The following is a 13,624-nucleotide window of genomic DNA, read 5'->3' as shown; positions in this document are numbered from 1 at the left end:
TAAGTCATCTATAACTCGAAAAACGAAAACGAAAAACAAGGAAGGTCCATGGACACAACCAACAAACTCCCCCTGGATATGGTCTACCACTGGGAGAAAGCCAAGGCAAACTCCCTTTACATGACCCAACCCATTGGCGATGGCAAGGTCGAAGAGTATACCTGGGGCCGGGCAGTGGACGAGGCACGGCGCATGGCGTCGTATCTGAAATCCCTGAACTTGCCCGAGAAAAGCCGCATCGGGCTGATCTCCAAGAACTGCGCCCAATGGATTATGACCGACTGGGCCATCTGGATGGCTGGCCATATTTCCGTACCGCTATATCCCACCCTGAACTCTGAAACCGTTAACTACATCCTGAACCACGCAGAGTGTGACGTTCTCTTTGTCGGCAAGTTGGACGACTGGGACATGATGAAGCCGGGTGTGCCGGGGACTGTGCGCTGCATTTCTTACCCGCTGAGCCCGCCCAACGATTTCGAAACCTGGGACGACATCGTTGCCAAGTATCCGCCGCTGGAAGAGAACGTTCATCGCGATGCGGACGAGCTGGCCACCATCGTTTATACCTCCGGCAGTACCGGCAAGCCCAAGGGCGTGATGCTCAGTTTCGGCAACATGGCCTTTGCTGCGGAAGGTGGTATGGAAGTGCTGGGTGTGGGCTCCGAGGAGCGCATGCTGTCTTACCTGCCGCTTGCTCACGTATTTGAGCGCACCTTTGTGGAACTGGCTTCTCTGTATGCCGGTTTCCACCTCTTTTTTGCCGAGTCGCTGGAGACTTTCGTCGAGGATTTGCGGCGTGCCCAGCCCACGCTCTTCCTGTCTGTGCCGCGGCTGTGGGTAAAATTCCAGCATGGTGTACTCCAGAAGTTGCCGAAGAAGAAGCTGGACCGGTTGCTCAAGATTCCGGTAGTGAACAAGCTGATCAAGAAGAAGATCCTGAAGGGCCTTGGCCTCGATAAGGTCAAGTTGGCCGGAAGCGGATCCGCGCCGCTCGCCAGCGATGTGCTGGAGTGGTATCGCAATCTTGGCCTGGAGCTGCTGGAAGGCTATGGCATGTCTGAGAACTTTGCCTACTCCCACATGAGCAAACCTGGCCGGTCCCGGATCGGTTACGTTGGTGAATCCCTGCCTGGTGTAGAGACGAGGATCAGCCCGGAAGGTGAGATTCAGATCAAGAGCCCGGCTACGATGATGGGCTACTACAAGGATGAGGAGAAAACCCGCGAAGCGTTCACTGAAGACGGTTTCCTGAAAACCGGTGACAAGGGTGAGATTGATGAAATGGGCCGCCTGAAGATCACCGGTCGCATCAAGGAAATATTTAAGACCAGCAAGGGTAAGTACATTGCTCCGGCGCCTATTGAGAATCGTCTGATGTCGCACGATGCAATCGAGATGGTGTGCGTATCCGGAGCCAACCAGACCCAGCCCCATGCGCTGGTGATGCTGGGTGAGGCAGTTCGGCCGAAGATGGCGGACGAAGCCTTCAGAAAGGAAATCGAGGAAAGCTTCAAGCAGCTGATCGCCGATGTGAACAAGACGGTGGATCCCCACGAACAGCTGGCTTTCATTACCGTGGTAAGTGATGAGTGGTCGATTGAGAACAGCTTTCTGACACCGACCATGAAGCTCAAACGTAATGTGGTTGAAGATGCCTACCAGGAGAAAGTGGATAGTTGGTATGCCCAGCGTCGGCCCGTGATCTGGCAATGAAGTCTACCGGTGATTGAAATGGTGCGATCAGGCCCGGCAACGCCGGGCCTTTTTCGTAGTGGAAAAAACCGACGTTAGTCGCATAGGGAAACGGAATAAGCCGGCATAAACTGAAGGGATATCAGGAGGGTGTTATGAGCCAGTTGTCTCTCTTTCAGAAACGTATCCATGATGAGATCCCCCTTTCACGGGCGCTGGGGATTCAACTGCATTCGTGGGACGGCCATTCTCTGCTTCTCAGTGCGCCACTGGAACCCAACCGCAACCATCAGGGCACCGGGTTCGGTGGCAGTATCTATTGCGCCGCGGTAACCGCTGCCTGGGGCCTGACAGAGCTTGCGCTCTGGGATATGGGGCTTCGTGGCAGCGTGGTTGTCCAGAGCGGCAACATTGATTACCTGGAACCGGTGAGCATGGATTTTTATGTGATCTGCCGTCTGCCTGGTGATGAGGTGCCCGAGCGCTTCCGGAAAAGTCTGGCGCGGCACGGCAAGGGTCGGCTGGATCTCACGGCCGAGGTCTTTTGTGGCCAACCCAGAACCATGCCGGAGGTTGAACCGGTAGCCGTTTTTCAGGGCCGATTTGTGGTGAAGGATGTGGAGTCCAGGATAAATCCCTGATACCCGGAACCTTCAGGCCTTTTTTTCAGGCAATCGAGCGGGTGTTGGAGATTGACCGGCTCATTAAAATTATCGGGATGATGCCTGCCAGAACAATGATCAGTGCAGGCAGGGCGCTGTGGTACAGGCGTTCGTCAGAAGCAAACTGGTAGACGTAGGTGGCCAGGGTCTCAAAATTGAACGGCCTGAGAATCAGGGTGGCCGGTAACTCTTTCATGCAATCCACGAAAACCACCAGAGCTGCCGTCAGTAATGTACCCCTCAGCATGGGTAGGTGAACTTTCACCAGGGTTTTACCGGGGCTGTGGCCCAGTGAGCGGGACGCCATGTCCATGCTGGGTGTGATCTTCTGCAAGGCGCTTTCCACGCTGCCTGCGGAAACCGCCAGGAACCGCACAGTATAGGCAAAGACCAGGGCAAAGGCCGATCCGCTCAGCAACAGCCCCGTACTGATGCCGAAGAATTCCCGCATCAGGCTGTCCAGCCAGTTATCGAACCCGGCCAGGGGCACAATCACACCCACCGCCAGTACCGCACCGGGCATCGCATAGCCCAGGCTGGAGAGGCGCATCAGAACCTGCATGCCCCGGGTATTGTGCAGGCGGCGGCTGTAGGCGAGGGTAATGCCGATCAGGAGCGTGGTCAGGGCGGCTGTACCCGAGAGGAACAGGCTGTTAAAGGTGTTACGGACAAAATCCGGGTTCCAGCTTTCCCCAAAGTATTCCCAAGCGTAGAGGCCGAGGGTGGCACCGGGGATCACAAAGCCGAACAGCACAGGCAGCGCGCACACGGCCATGCAGATCATCTGGCGCGGGAATGACATGTTGAAACGGCGGATCGGCTCGCGGTTGTCCCGGGCGGCATATTGCTGTTGGCGCCTGCGGGAATAGCGTTCAAGAGTTACCAGAATCACTACGAAGATGAGCATGGTGGTGGCAATCTGTGCGGCGCCGCCGAGGTTGCCGAGGTTCATCCAGGTATCAAACAGGCCTGCAGTGAGGGTTTGTACCGCGAAGAAATCGACGGTGCCGAAATCGTTCAGGGTTTCCATCAGTACCAGGGAGAGGCCTACCGCAACTGCCGGGCGTGCTATGGGCAGAACGACCTTGAAGAAGGTGCTCAGGGCTGAGTGGCCAAGGCTCCGGCTGACAGAGAACAGGGATGGCGACTGCTCCAGAAATGCCGCCCGAGCCAGCAGGTACACATAGGGATAGAGCACCAAGCCAAGCATGAGTGTGGCACCTTCCAGGCTGCGGATTTCCGGGAACCAGTAATCGGCGGCGCTTTCCCAGCCAAACCAGTCCCTCAGGGCACCTTGTATGGGCCCGGCATAATCCAGCAGGCTGGTGTAAACATAGGCGATAACATAGGCCGGTACCGCGAAGGGCAGAAGCATGGCCCACTCGAAGAACTTGCGGCCAGGAAACTCGCACATGGTCACGGCCCAGGCGGACGCCAGGCCAATGGCCAGAGTGATTGCGCCCACGCCTGCCATCAGTTGGATGGTGGTGATCAGATAGCGGGGCAGTGTGGTTTCAATAAGGTGTGGCCAGATATTCTCGTCGGGAAAAAATGCGAGCAAAATCACCGACAGAACCGGCAGGGCAACAACAGCAGTGGTCAGCAGGGCGCTGATCATCCATCTGGGAGAGGTGCGCTTTGCCAGCAAGGGCTGGGATAGCCCGGGGTTAACGCTGGATGCGGCCTCGCTCATAGTTGTCCTGTGTGTGAATGGGTGTGCTGTCCGTTTGAGGGTTGCAGATTGTAGACACCTGGCCTGGTACCTGCAATAACTGGCGTCGTGGTCAGCCCCGGAAAACTAAGGGGATAAAACAGGATGAGGGTGGCAGGACCACCCTCATCCCATAGAAAGAGGCTTGTTAGCCGTCGTAATCGACACGGTCCACCAGCTTGACTGCGGCTTCGCGGTTTTTGGCGATTTCCTGCAGTGAGAGGCTATCCGGGTGGATTTCACCCCACTCGGCCACGAGGCCGGTAGGCTTCACTTTCGGGTTGGCCGGGTACTCGGTGTTAGCCTCGGCGTAGATGCGCTGGGCTTCCGTTGACGACAGGAATTCCATCAGCTTGATGGCGTTTTCGCGGTTGGGTGCGCTCTTGGTCAGAGAGATCCCGCTGATGTTCACATGGGTGCCGCGACCGTCGGCGTTCGGGAACACCAGGCGCACCTGCTCGGCGATCGGGCGCTGGTTTTCATCCTGCAGCATGTTGCCGTAGTAGTAGCTGTTGCCGATGGAAACATCGCAAACGCCTTCGGCAATGGCCTTGATCTGGTCGCGGTCACCACCTTGGGGCCTGCGGGCCAGGTTGTCTTTTACACCTTCGAGCCACTTCTGGGTTTCTGCTTCACCGTGGTGGGCGATCATGGAGGAGATCAGGGCAATGTTGTATGGGTGCTTGCCACTGCGGGTGCAGATGCGGTTGTCCCATTTGTCGTCTGCCATCTGTTCATAGGTGGTGATTTCACCCTCTTCAACCCGGTCTTTAGACACAAAGATCAGGCGGCCTCGGGTGGTCAGGGCGAACCACTTGCCATCCGGGTGGCGCAGGTTTTCAGGGATGTTCTCTTCCAGTACCGCGTTGTCGACACTCTGGACCAGGTCCCGGTCGACCAGTTCGCTGATACGGGAAATATCAACTGTCATGACCACGTCAGCCGGGCTGTTACGGCCTTCACGCTCCAGACGCTCGGCCAAGCCCTGTTTGGCAAAGACCACATTGCTCTTGATGCCAGTTTCCTTTTCAAACGCGTTCAGCAGCGGTTCAAGCAGATACGCTTGGCGGTAGGAATAGATGTTCACTTCGCCGTCAGCGCTAGCAGCCATTGGCATGGCAGTGAGGGCGATTGCGGCGGTTGCAGCCAGTTTCATTCGCATAGTCGCGTCCTTTTGGGAGGTCTGAATGTTTGGCTATGGGTGAGATCCACAGTCGTTTAAAAACGCCAACCATTCTCATTTCTATTACTGACATAGTCAATATCCCCTTTGGCATATTTTCGTGAAAATGGTGTTATGCTTCGGAAGACTATAAAAACTATGCAAAAAGTGGTGGAAACCGCAGATGGCCGGGAACGATCGAAGAGAACATATGCGCACCGCCATGAGTGCGAAGGTAAAGCTGGTCCACGAGGCGCTTGGGGATTTTATTTTCTCAACCCGTGACATTTCCGATGGTGGCGTCTTTGTTGTGGTCGACACGGAGCCTTTTGCCCCGCAGCTCGGTGACAAGGTGACCGTGCAGGTGCAGGGCCTGCCTGTGACGGCCCCGGTGCTGGAGATGGTGGTGGTGCGCAAAACCAATGATGGATACGGCCTTCAGTTTGATCAAAATGGTGACTGATAGGCGGATTCCGAGGGCCCGTTATGGATAATGAGCGGGCCAATGAATAAGCTGCCAGGGAATGCGCCAGCCAGATGATCTTTTCAATCTTCTCCAGAGGTTACAAGCCAGTTTTCGCAATTCTCATCGCAGCATTCATGCCGGGGTGTGCCAGCTATTATTCGCATTTTGCGATGTTTCCTGCGGAGAACTCCTCTGGTGAGCCCAGACAGGTACGGCTGTCCTGGCAGAGCGCTGAGTATCCGGGCTGGTGGTTTGCCAGCAATGAGGCAACGTCGGTAAAGGTTGAGACCCAGTGCAGCGATCGGGTCTGGCGTCTACGAGATGGAGACGATGCGGATGCGGGTTCCTGCAGCAACGGCATCCGGGCCTGCGGGGAGAGCGGCATGGACCTTGTTGCAAAGACGGGAAAGCCCGCCACGGAATCGACCCGGTGCATGGCGATCAACGCCAGGTATCCCGATGCCCGCATCCCGGATGTTGGAGGGAAACTGGAATTGCTGGTTTCCTGCACCCCGGCCGTTGTTACTGAAGGTTCTAGTGACGAATCGCGCAACCTGGATTACATCCGGGCCTCGTCGGTGCCTTACACCCTATACGTGCGCAAGGCCCCCCGTGGCGCAATGCACGCACGGCCGCCAGAGTTCGACGACTTGGTGTGTGACGCTGAGTGACACTTTCTGACGTCGATGTGTGACCACCATCACATTGCTACACTTTGTTTCCTGTTGAACATTATCGTTACGCTTTGTCGCATTTGAGTTACCCAGCGACACCATATTGTAATTGTGTCTCCCGGCGGTTCGGTCAGAATGGTAACGATCGAAAAGTCTGTTTTGTGAGGTGGCCCATGGGTGTCCAACAGAAGAAAGTAGCAGCGCATGATCTGGAAGTGGGCATGTTTGTGTCTGATCTGGACAGGCCCTGGCACCAGACTCCTTTCCCGATTCAGGGTTTCCATATCCGTTCACAAGATGATATCCGCGCGCTAGTTTCCCACTGTAAGTGGGTGATGGTGGATATTGCGGAAGCGAGGGAATCCAAAGAGGTCAAAATCGGCAGCAGGCCGGTGTTTGGCAAGAGCTCTAGTAAGCGTGGTGGTGGGCGCGAGCAGCTGCAGTTGCCCCCGCTGAGCATCCGGGAGCCGGTTACTTATGAAACAGATACCAGTCTGAAGAAGGAAATGAAGACATCTAAGCGGCTGCTCGATGATGTCGAGGTTGCGTTGGATCGCCTGTTTGAGGCACTTCGCTCAGGGGGGGTGGCCGATCTGAAGTCCATTGCCACCATCACCAGCAAAATGGTGAGCAGTGTGATTCGGCAGCCGGATGCCCTGTTGTGGCTCTGTCGAACACGCGCATACGACAGTTATCTGTACCGGCATGCCCTGAACACCGCAGTGTGGGCACTGGTGTGTGGGCGCCATCTGGGTTTGAATGAAGGTCTTCTTAACCATCTCGGTCTGGGCTGTTTGCTGTCCCAGGTCGGAAAAACAGCACTGTCGGCAGACATGCTGGCCCGGGAAGGGCAGTTAAGCGCTGAGGAATATGTTAGCTACCGGGGATACGTGAAGCTTGGAGTTCAGATGCTGGATGGCAGCGGGCTGTCCCGGGCCGTTCTGAGTGTTGTTCAGGGCCACCGGGAGCGCCATAACGGGTCGGGCTTTCCTGAAGGCGTTCGCGGTGATCGTATTCCGTTACTGGCGAAGGTTGCCGGTATTGCGGAGTTCTTCGAATCTTTGATCGCGCCCCGGGGCCATACCGAGCCCATGACGCCTGCCAAGGCGGTGACCTTGCTGTACGAGATGCGCAATATCGAGTTCCAGGAAGATCTGGTGGAGAGTTTTATCCAGGCAATCGGCATTTACCCGACGGGCAGTCTGGTGGAGCTGACCGATGGCCAGCGCGGGATTGTGGTTTCCCATTCGCCGGAGCGCAGGCTCTGGCCCCAGGTGATGGTGATGACCGACCACCTCGCCAGGCCCCTTAAAACCGCCAAAGTTATCGACCTTGCGCGGTATAATGAAAAAAAGGACGCGGCCGACACTATTCGGGTTCGGGAATGTCTGCCCCACGGGACCGAGGGACTGGACCCCTCACGCTACGATGTAACGGGCGTGGAATCCCGCTGGAATCTCTCCCGACTGATCAGCGGATAATTACTCGCAGCTGTTTGCGAACCCACCGATAGGTGTTCTCAGGTCGGAAGCTCAGCAGCAGCTCGGATTCCCCGCCCGAGGCACCGGCCACAAAGTACTCCACCTCGGCACTCTGCCAGTCTGCGGAATGTATCTGAACATCCTGAGTCCGGGTACTTATCGCTTCCAGCTCAGCCAATGCCCGGCCCCCTCCGATCCGGCGCACAGCCACCTGTTTGATTGCGGTATCGCTGGCCGGATAGCTGGCAATGTCGTCGTCGAGATAGTACTGGTTAGCAACCGTTGTGCTGATGGCCTTGAGTTCCCGCGTCAAGTACGTCTGCGCGTCTTCGGCGGAGTTGTCCTCCATGGAGCGTACCGAACCCTCGATTCGTTCCTTTTTGGCCTTCAGATCCTCCTTGTACTCAACATTCGGGTCGCGCTCATCGGCGTTTTCCGGCCTGGGTGGCGCGTTGTCGATCTCAGCCTGGGTGGGTGGTTGTTCGCACAGCTCGTCATTTTCCGGATAGAAGCAAATCGCCGCCAGAAGCTGGTTGGCCGGGGAGGGTATAGGGGTTATGGCGGTGAATTCCGATTCGCTGACGGTAAAGTCGATGGCCCCGGTCAGGTTCGGCAGCGCAGCATTCAGCTGACTGATGACCCGCTTCCGGACATCGATACCCTCGCCCTCCGGTATGTTCTCGCTCCAGTTCAGTAGCATCAGGAATCGGGTCATATTCATCAGTGTGGTGTTTTCCAGCACCTGTTGTTCGGTAAGGGTATGGGTTGTCAGGCCCTCGTCATCCACCATGGACGCCTGTAAGGCGGTACGCGTGGTCTCAAAGAACTCAAGGAGGGTGACGTATTGCCGTGCAGGAACCCCACTGACCAGTGGCAGCTCGCCGACTCGGAAAACCAGGGTTTCCCCCGGATAGTACCGGAATTCCCCGGCGGCGTCGGTGGTGCCGGCCTGACTGGCTGTCTGGTAGGTGAGGCCACTGATGCCGTTGAAGTTAAGGCGCCCCGTGTTGGTGCCGTCGCCGGCGCCGCTATCGTCATCGAGGCAGCCGGTGAACGCAAGTGTGCTCAGAAGCGCGAGTGACAATTGGATGCGGTGAACGGATCTCATGGTTTGTCGTACATTCCCTTCAATTCAGCGCCCCCGCACTCGTGGTGCGGCGGCCCCTTATGTAAGTTGTTGTAACCGCATTATAGGGGTGGGGTTAGCCCCATATCGGGATTCCTGTCGCAGTTTCCGGTTTTCGCCCGTAACAGGTTCAGCCGTTAAAGGCCTTGAAATCAGCGGCTTTGTCACAATAACTAGCAATCTAAATTCTGGTAGGCGGTCCAGGCCGTTTCCTGCCGTTTTCACCGATTCGGGATCGTTTATGACCAATGCACTGGAAATCGAGGGCCTCACCAAAATTTACGGTGACGGGTTCGAGGCGCTCAAGGGGATTGATCTTCACGTGGCCGAGGGGGATTTCTTCGCCTTGCTGGGCCCCAACGGCGCCGGTAAATCAACCACACTGGGTATTGTCTGCTCATTGGTAAACAAAACGGCTGGCAAGGTGCGGGTGTTTGGATGCGACATCGACACCCATCTTTCCGATGCCAAGCTGAACCTCGGAGTTGTGCCCCAGGAGTTCAACTTCAATCAGTTCGAGAAAGTATTCGATATCGTTACCACCCAGGCGGGCTATTACGGAATTCCGTTGAAGCAAGCGTCGGTTTCCGCCGAAAAGTACCTGAAAAAACTGGGTCTCTGGGACAAACGCAACACCCCGGCCCGGATGCTGTCCGGGGGGATGAAGCGCCGGTTGATGATTGCCCGGGCTCTCGTGCACGAACCAAAACTGCTGATCCTGGACGAGCCAACTGCCGGCGTGGATATCGAGCTGCGCCGCTCGATGTGGACCTTCCTCGAGGAAATGAATCGCCAGGGCACCACCATCATCCTGACCACCCATTATCTCGAGGAGGCGGAGGCGCTTTGCCGCAACATTGCTATTATCGACCATGGCAAGATCCTCAAGCACACCAGCAAGAAGGCACTGCTGCAGCAGCTCAGCCTGGAGACCTTCGTGCTGGACACCGAGGTGCCTCTGGGTGCCGCGCCCGAGCTGGGCGATTTCCACACCCGGCTGGACGGGGAAGGGGCCCTGGAGGTTGAGGTGCAGAAAGGCCAGGGACTGAACGAGGTGTTTGTTCAGCTGGATCAGCTGGGCATCAAGGTCATCAGTATGAGAACCAAGGCCAACCGTCTGGAAGAGCTGTTTATTCGATTGGTGGAAGAAAACGCCGTCGATTCCCGCAAGAGCCTGGAGGGCGCAGCATGACTCCGCAGGCCTTGTTCACCGCATTCAGTACAATCGTTGTCCGGGAGGTTCGCCGGTTTACCCGCATCTGGCCTCAGACTCTGCTGCCACCGGCGGTAACCATGACGCTCTATTTCATCATTTTCGGTAACCTGATCGGATCCCGTATCGGCCAGATGGGCGGGTTCGATTACATGTCCTTTATTGTGCCGGGGCTGATCATGATGGCGGTGATCACCAGTTCCTACGCGAACGTGGTGTCGTCGTTTTTTTCAATGAAATTCCAGCGCAGTATCGAGGAGCTGCTGGTGTCGCCGGTACCGAACTGGATCATCCTGGCAGGTTACGTGACTGGTGGCATGGCCCGGGGGCTTGGGATCGGCCTGATTGTCACCCTGCTGTCGCTGGCATTCACTCAGCTTTCGATACACAACCTGCCGATGATGATTCTGACCGTGTTTCTGACTTCGGCCCTGTTTGCCCTGGGTGGCTTCATTAACGCAATGCTGGCGACCAAATTTGACGATATTTCCATTGTCCCAACCTTTATACTGACGCCGCTGACCTATCTGGGCGGTGTGTTCTACAGCATCGATCTGTTGCCGGGGTTCTGGCAGGGCGTGTCTTTGGTCAATCCGATTCTGTACATGGTAAATGGCTTTCGTTACGGGATTCTGGGGGTGTCAGACGTCAACCCGTTCATTTCTCTTGGTATGATTCTGTTTTTCATCACCGTGCTGGCAGTTATCGCGTTGAAGATGCTGGAGCGGGGCAAAGGCATTCGCCACTGATTTCAGGAACACCTATGGCACTTAATGATGCACCGCTTGGCAAAACAAGTGACTATCCGAACAGCTATAACCCTGGCTTGCTGTTCCCCGTGGCCAGAGAGGAAAACCGACGCCGCCTTGGTCTGGAGGATGGCCGCTGGCCATGGTTTGGGGAAGACTTGTGGCAAGCCTGGGAGATTTCCTGGCTGAGGCCGGGTGGCGTTCCCGAGGTGGCGTGGGCAGAGATTGTCTTCCCGGCAGCATCGCCTTCAATCATTGAGTCAAAGTCTCTGAAGCTCTACCTGAACTCGTTGAACCAGGCTGTTTATTCAACCCGGGAGCAGGTGGCGGAGACGATCACTCAGGATCTCTCCAGCGTCTGCGGTGGCGCCGTTCAGGTGACGCTTTTGAGCGTTGATGAGTCCGGCGAGGCAGTTGGCCGCCCCAAAGGGTTTGAGCTGATTGATGATGAGCAGGTGGGCGATGTGGTTTACGACTACGCCCCGGACTCACTCTCTACCGGCGATGAAAGAGTGACAGAGCGCCTCTGCTCCCATTTGCTGAAGAGCAATTGCCCGGTGACAGGGCAACCGGATTGGGCAACCCTGTTGATCAGTTACACTGGCGCGAAAATCGACAGGGCCGGATTATTGCGGTATGTGGTGAGTTTTCGTGAGAAGCAGGATTTCCACGAACACTGCGTGGAAACCGTATTCATGGATCTGATGGGCCGCTGCAAACCGGAGTCGCTCACAGTGTGCGCCCGATACACCCGAAGAGGTGGGCTGGATATAAATCCCTGGAGAAGTACGGACACCGGCCAGGATGCCGGGCCGCGGCTGGTCCGCCAGTAGAAGGACTTGAAGCGGGCGCTGGCAGGCGCCTCAGGAGACGTCTTCTTCCCGTCGCAAGCGGTCGGCGGCATCTTCCAATGCGGCTAGTATGGTCTGCCGTTCCTTTTCGGTGATCTTGTCCGAATCCAGATACATGGCAAAGCCATTGTGTTCGTGTTCCATGAAGCTGCGGTTTGGCCCCATGTCCCTCCGGAAATCCACTACCTCGTAGATTGGCACCGGTTTCCCGAACCCTTTCACGGTTATTTCGCCTTTGTCCCGACACATGATTTTGTTCTTGATCAGCGAAAACGTCTCGTAGGAAACCAGAATCTCGCCGGGTTCCGCCAGGGATTCAAGGCGGCTGGCAAGATTCACTTCCTTGCCGATGATGGTGTAATCCATGCGGTTTTCGGCACCGAAGTTACCCACGGTCGTGTAACCCGTGCTGATGCCCATGCGGATTTCCAGAGGGGTCTTGATGCCCTGGCTGCGCCACTTCTGGCGCATGATTTTCATGTGCTTACGCATTTCAATCGCCATCGACACACAGGCAAAGGCGTCTTCCCGCTGGCCCCGGCTGGTGGGGTCGCCGAAGAACACCATGATTGAGTCGCCCACGAACTTGTCGATGGTGCCACCGTATTTGAGGGCTACTTCAGACATTTCATTGAAGTAATGATTCAGCAGCTCGGTCAGCGCTTCCGGCTCCATCTCTTCGGAGAGTTCAGTGAAACCTTTGATGTCTGAAAAGAATACCGCCAGTTTCTTGCGCTGGGTTTCCAGGCGCACATCCCGCTCCCCGGTAAAGATGGACTGCCATACCTGGGGCGAGAGGTACTTGGACAGCTTGTGGGACAGGGCGATCGACTGTTCCCGCTGATTCTGGATCTGGGTCTTGGCCAGCATCAGTGCCCGGGCCTGCTGGTGTGAATAATAGGCGGTAACGCAGATATACAGCCCGGTGGAAAAAATCGACACCATGCTGGTCAGAAGCGGTGAATGCGGGCCGTCTGCAGGACCGAAGATGGCGACGGCAATGGCAATTGCCGCAGCCATGAAAATGGTACCGAGCAGCCATTGGCGAATACCGCCCACTATAAGGCAGCTAAACATCAGCATCAGTGCCACCGACAGGGAAGGTATGACAATCAGGCCGATGCAACCGATGAAGGCGCCACCGAACACGCAATCTAGAATGAGCATTTTTTGCCGGATGCGGCTGGAATTCCTGAGGAATGTCTTTCGGGTCAACGCATGGGCAATGTGGGGCCATATGAGGGCACCGGCGACCATCCACAACAGTTGCTGGGGAAAGGCGCCCTGGAGAACGCCAGCCACGATAGTCGCAGCCGTGGACGTGTACGCCAGAATCCGGCCGTTGTAATCCGGCATCGGCGGAATAGCGATCGGGCTGCCGGGGCCTTCTGTCGCCATCGACTTGATAGCGGAGGTGCTAACATTGCGCAGATCGGCCGGCATGCTCATCATTTCAGAATCGGATCCTGCCAATGAGTATGTCCCGGAACATGACCCAGTTGCCCATCAGGCTGTACAGTGGGTTTTTGAAGGTTGCAGGTCGGTTTGCCGGAATCAGCGGCCAGAGAGCGACCAGAATAACCAAAAGGCTGCCAGCGAAGTGCAGTCGACGACAGATTACATCGCTGTGTTCTTCCAGGTAGTAAGGATAGAATTCGGAAAAGTTGTTGAAGGTTCGCTGGTAGCTCATTGTGTTGCTTCTCACCATTGTACGACTGCGGCATTTTATAATTGTTGGCTGCGCCGACTACGACAAAAGATTAACAGCATTACGTACAAGCCACAATTCACAGCCGGCAATTGTGCGAACAGCCAATCCATACAGTCATCAGAT

Annotated in this window: 13 protein-coding genes; 8 read left to right on the top strand and 5 right to left on the bottom strand. The window is 56.2% G+C overall.

Translation table 11 applies throughout. From position 1 onward, the window contains the following. Nucleotides 1–48: 48 nt before the first annotated feature. Together ACN0XM_RS15125 and ACN0XM_RS15120 are read left to right on the top strand one after the other, a co-directional pair. Nucleotides 49–1,716, top strand: a complete 1,668-nt coding sequence (locus ACN0XM_RS15125) for an AMP-binding protein (RefSeq protein WP_417567776.1) — start codon at nt 49–51, stop codon at nt 1,714–1,716. A gap of 134 nt (nt 1,717–1,850) precedes the next feature. Then, a complete protein-coding gene (locus ACN0XM_RS15120; RefSeq protein ID WP_417567775.1) occupies nt 1,851–2,336 on the top strand; it encodes a thioesterase domain-containing protein in 486 nt (161 codons plus the stop codon). A gap of 25 nt (nt 2,337–2,361) precedes the next feature. Here the strand turns inward: ACN0XM_RS15120 and ACN0XM_RS15115 are convergent, their stop codons facing one another. Both ACN0XM_RS15115 and ACN0XM_RS15110 read right to left on the bottom strand, forming a co-directional pair. Continuing rightward, nucleotides 2,362–4,050, bottom strand: coding sequence for an ABC transporter permease (locus tag ACN0XM_RS15115; protein ID WP_417567774.1), 1,689 nt, complete (start codon nt 4,048–4,050; stop codon nt 2,362–2,364). A gap of 166 nt (nt 4,051–4,216) precedes the next feature. Next, entirely contained in the window at nt 4,217–5,230 is a 1,014-nt protein-coding gene (locus ACN0XM_RS15110; protein ID WP_417567773.1) for a Fe(3+) ABC transporter substrate-binding protein, read from the bottom strand. Nucleotides 5,231–5,414: 184 nt separating this feature from the next. On the opposite strand from ACN0XM_RS15110, the gene ACN0XM_RS15105 reads away from it, so the two are divergent. The 3 genes from ACN0XM_RS15105 to ACN0XM_RS15095 all read left to right on the top strand — a co-directional run bounded on the left by ACN0XM_RS15105 (nt 5,415) and on the right by ACN0XM_RS15095 (nt 7,851). Continuing rightward, nucleotides 5,415–5,693 (top strand): PilZ domain-containing protein, encoded by a 279-nt coding sequence (locus ACN0XM_RS15105; RefSeq protein WP_417567772.1) that lies wholly within the window; start codon nt 5,415–5,417, stop codon nt 5,691–5,693. Nucleotides 5,694–5,767: 74 nt separating this feature from the next. Further along, the gene (locus tag ACN0XM_RS15100; protein ID WP_417567771.1) at nt 5,768–6,367 is read left to right on the top strand and encodes a hypothetical protein; all 600 of its coding nucleotides are present in this window, start codon (nt 5,768–5,770) and stop codon (nt 6,365–6,367) included. Nucleotides 6,368–6,543: 176 nt separating this feature from the next. Beyond that, nucleotides 6,544–7,851, top strand: coding sequence for an HD-GYP domain-containing protein (locus ACN0XM_RS15095; protein WP_417567770.1), 1,308 nt, complete (start codon nt 6,544–6,546; stop codon nt 7,849–7,851). Here ACN0XM_RS15095 and ACN0XM_RS15090 read toward each other — a convergent pair. Further along, nucleotides 7,841–8,959 carry an organic solvent ABC transporter permease gene (locus ACN0XM_RS15090; protein ID WP_417567769.1) on the bottom strand — a complete coding sequence of 373 codons (1,119 nt, stop codon included), beginning with the start codon at nt 8,957–8,959 and terminating at the stop codon, nt 7,841–7,843. The two genes, ACN0XM_RS15095 and ACN0XM_RS15090, sit on opposite strands and share 11 nt — an antisense overlap. 259 nt (nt 8,960–9,218) lie before the next feature. Here ACN0XM_RS15090 and ACN0XM_RS15085 point away from each other — a divergent pair, with 259 nt between their 5' ends. Genes ACN0XM_RS15085 through queF form a run of 3 tightly spaced genes read left to right on the top strand, consistent with a single transcriptional unit; the run spans nt 9,219 to nt 11,772 of the window. Next, nucleotides 9,219–10,169: an ABC transporter ATP-binding protein gene (locus ACN0XM_RS15085; RefSeq protein WP_417567768.1), complete on the top strand. Its 951-nt coding sequence runs from the start codon at nt 9,219–9,221 to the stop codon at nt 10,167–10,169. After that, entirely contained in the window at nt 10,166–10,939 is a 774-nt protein-coding gene (locus ACN0XM_RS15080; RefSeq protein ID WP_417567767.1) for an ABC transporter permease, read from the top strand. Before ACN0XM_RS15085 ends, ACN0XM_RS15080 begins: the two co-directional genes overlap by 4 nt. A gap of 14 nt (nt 10,940–10,953) precedes the next feature. After that, nucleotides 10,954–11,772 (top strand): NADPH-dependent 7-cyano-7-deazaguanine reductase QueF, encoded by an 819-nt coding sequence (gene queF / locus ACN0XM_RS15075; protein WP_417567766.1) that lies wholly within the window; start codon nt 10,954–10,956, stop codon nt 11,770–11,772. Between the two features lie 30 nt (nt 11,773–11,802). Here the strand turns inward: queF and ACN0XM_RS15070 are convergent, their stop codons facing one another. Beyond that, nucleotides 11,803–13,242 (bottom strand): adenylate/guanylate cyclase domain-containing protein, encoded by a 1,440-nt coding sequence (locus tag ACN0XM_RS15070; protein ID WP_417567765.1) that lies wholly within the window; start codon nt 13,240–13,242, stop codon nt 11,803–11,805. Nucleotide 13,243: 1 nt separating this feature from the next. Beyond that, nucleotides 13,244–13,480 carry an Mpo1-like protein gene (locus ACN0XM_RS15065; protein WP_417567764.1) on the bottom strand — a complete coding sequence of 79 codons (237 nt, stop codon included), beginning with the start codon at nt 13,478–13,480 and terminating at the stop codon, nt 13,244–13,246. Nucleotides 13,481–13,624 lie beyond the last annotated feature (144 nt).

Source organism: Marinobacter sp. (genome assembly GCF_048269445.1).
Classification (GTDB): domain Bacteria; phylum Pseudomonadota; class Gammaproteobacteria; order Pseudomonadales; family Oleiphilaceae; genus Marinobacter.
This window is presented reverse-complemented; position numbering and strand designations above follow the sequence as displayed.

Bases quoted from the DNA above. Each gene is read 5' to 3' on its own strand.
- ACN0XM_RS15125 (WP_417567776.1), top strand. From the start codon at position 49: ATGGACACAACCAACAAACTCCCCCTGGATATGGTCTACCACTGGGAG.
- ACN0XM_RS15120 (WP_417567775.1), top strand. From the start codon at position 1,851: ATGAGCCAGTTGTCTCTCTTTCAGAAACGTATCCATGATGAGATCCCC.
- ACN0XM_RS15115 (WP_417567774.1), bottom strand. From the start codon at position 4,050: ATGAGCGAGGCCGCATCCAGCGTTAACCCCGGGCTATCCCAGCCCTTG.
- ACN0XM_RS15110 (WP_417567773.1), bottom strand. From the start codon at position 5,230: ATGCGAATGAAACTGGCTGCAACCGCCGCAATCGCCCTCACTGCCATG.
- ACN0XM_RS15105 (WP_417567772.1), top strand. From the start codon at position 5,415: ATGGCCGGGAACGATCGAAGAGAACATATGCGCACCGCCATGAGTGCG.
- ACN0XM_RS15100 (WP_417567771.1), top strand. From the start codon at position 5,768: ATGATCTTTTCAATCTTCTCCAGAGGTTACAAGCCAGTTTTCGCAATT.
- ACN0XM_RS15095 (WP_417567770.1), top strand. From the start codon at position 6,544: ATGGGTGTCCAACAGAAGAAAGTAGCAGCGCATGATCTGGAAGTGGGC.
- ACN0XM_RS15090 (WP_417567769.1), bottom strand. From the start codon at position 8,959: ATGAGATCCGTTCACCGCATCCAATTGTCACTCGCGCTTCTGAGCACA.
- ACN0XM_RS15085 (WP_417567768.1), top strand. From the start codon at position 9,219: ATGACCAATGCACTGGAAATCGAGGGCCTCACCAAAATTTACGGTGAC.
- ACN0XM_RS15080 (WP_417567767.1), top strand. From the start codon at position 10,166: ATGACTCCGCAGGCCTTGTTCACCGCATTCAGTACAATCGTTGTCCGG.
- queF (WP_417567766.1), top strand. From the start codon at position 10,954: ATGGCACTTAATGATGCACCGCTTGGCAAAACAAGTGACTATCCGAAC.
- ACN0XM_RS15070 (WP_417567765.1), bottom strand. From the start codon at position 13,242: ATGATGAGCATGCCGGCCGATCTGCGCAATGTTAGCACCTCCGCTATC.
- ACN0XM_RS15065 (WP_417567764.1), bottom strand. From the start codon at position 13,480: ATGAGCTACCAGCGAACCTTCAACAACTTTTCCGAATTCTATCCTTAC.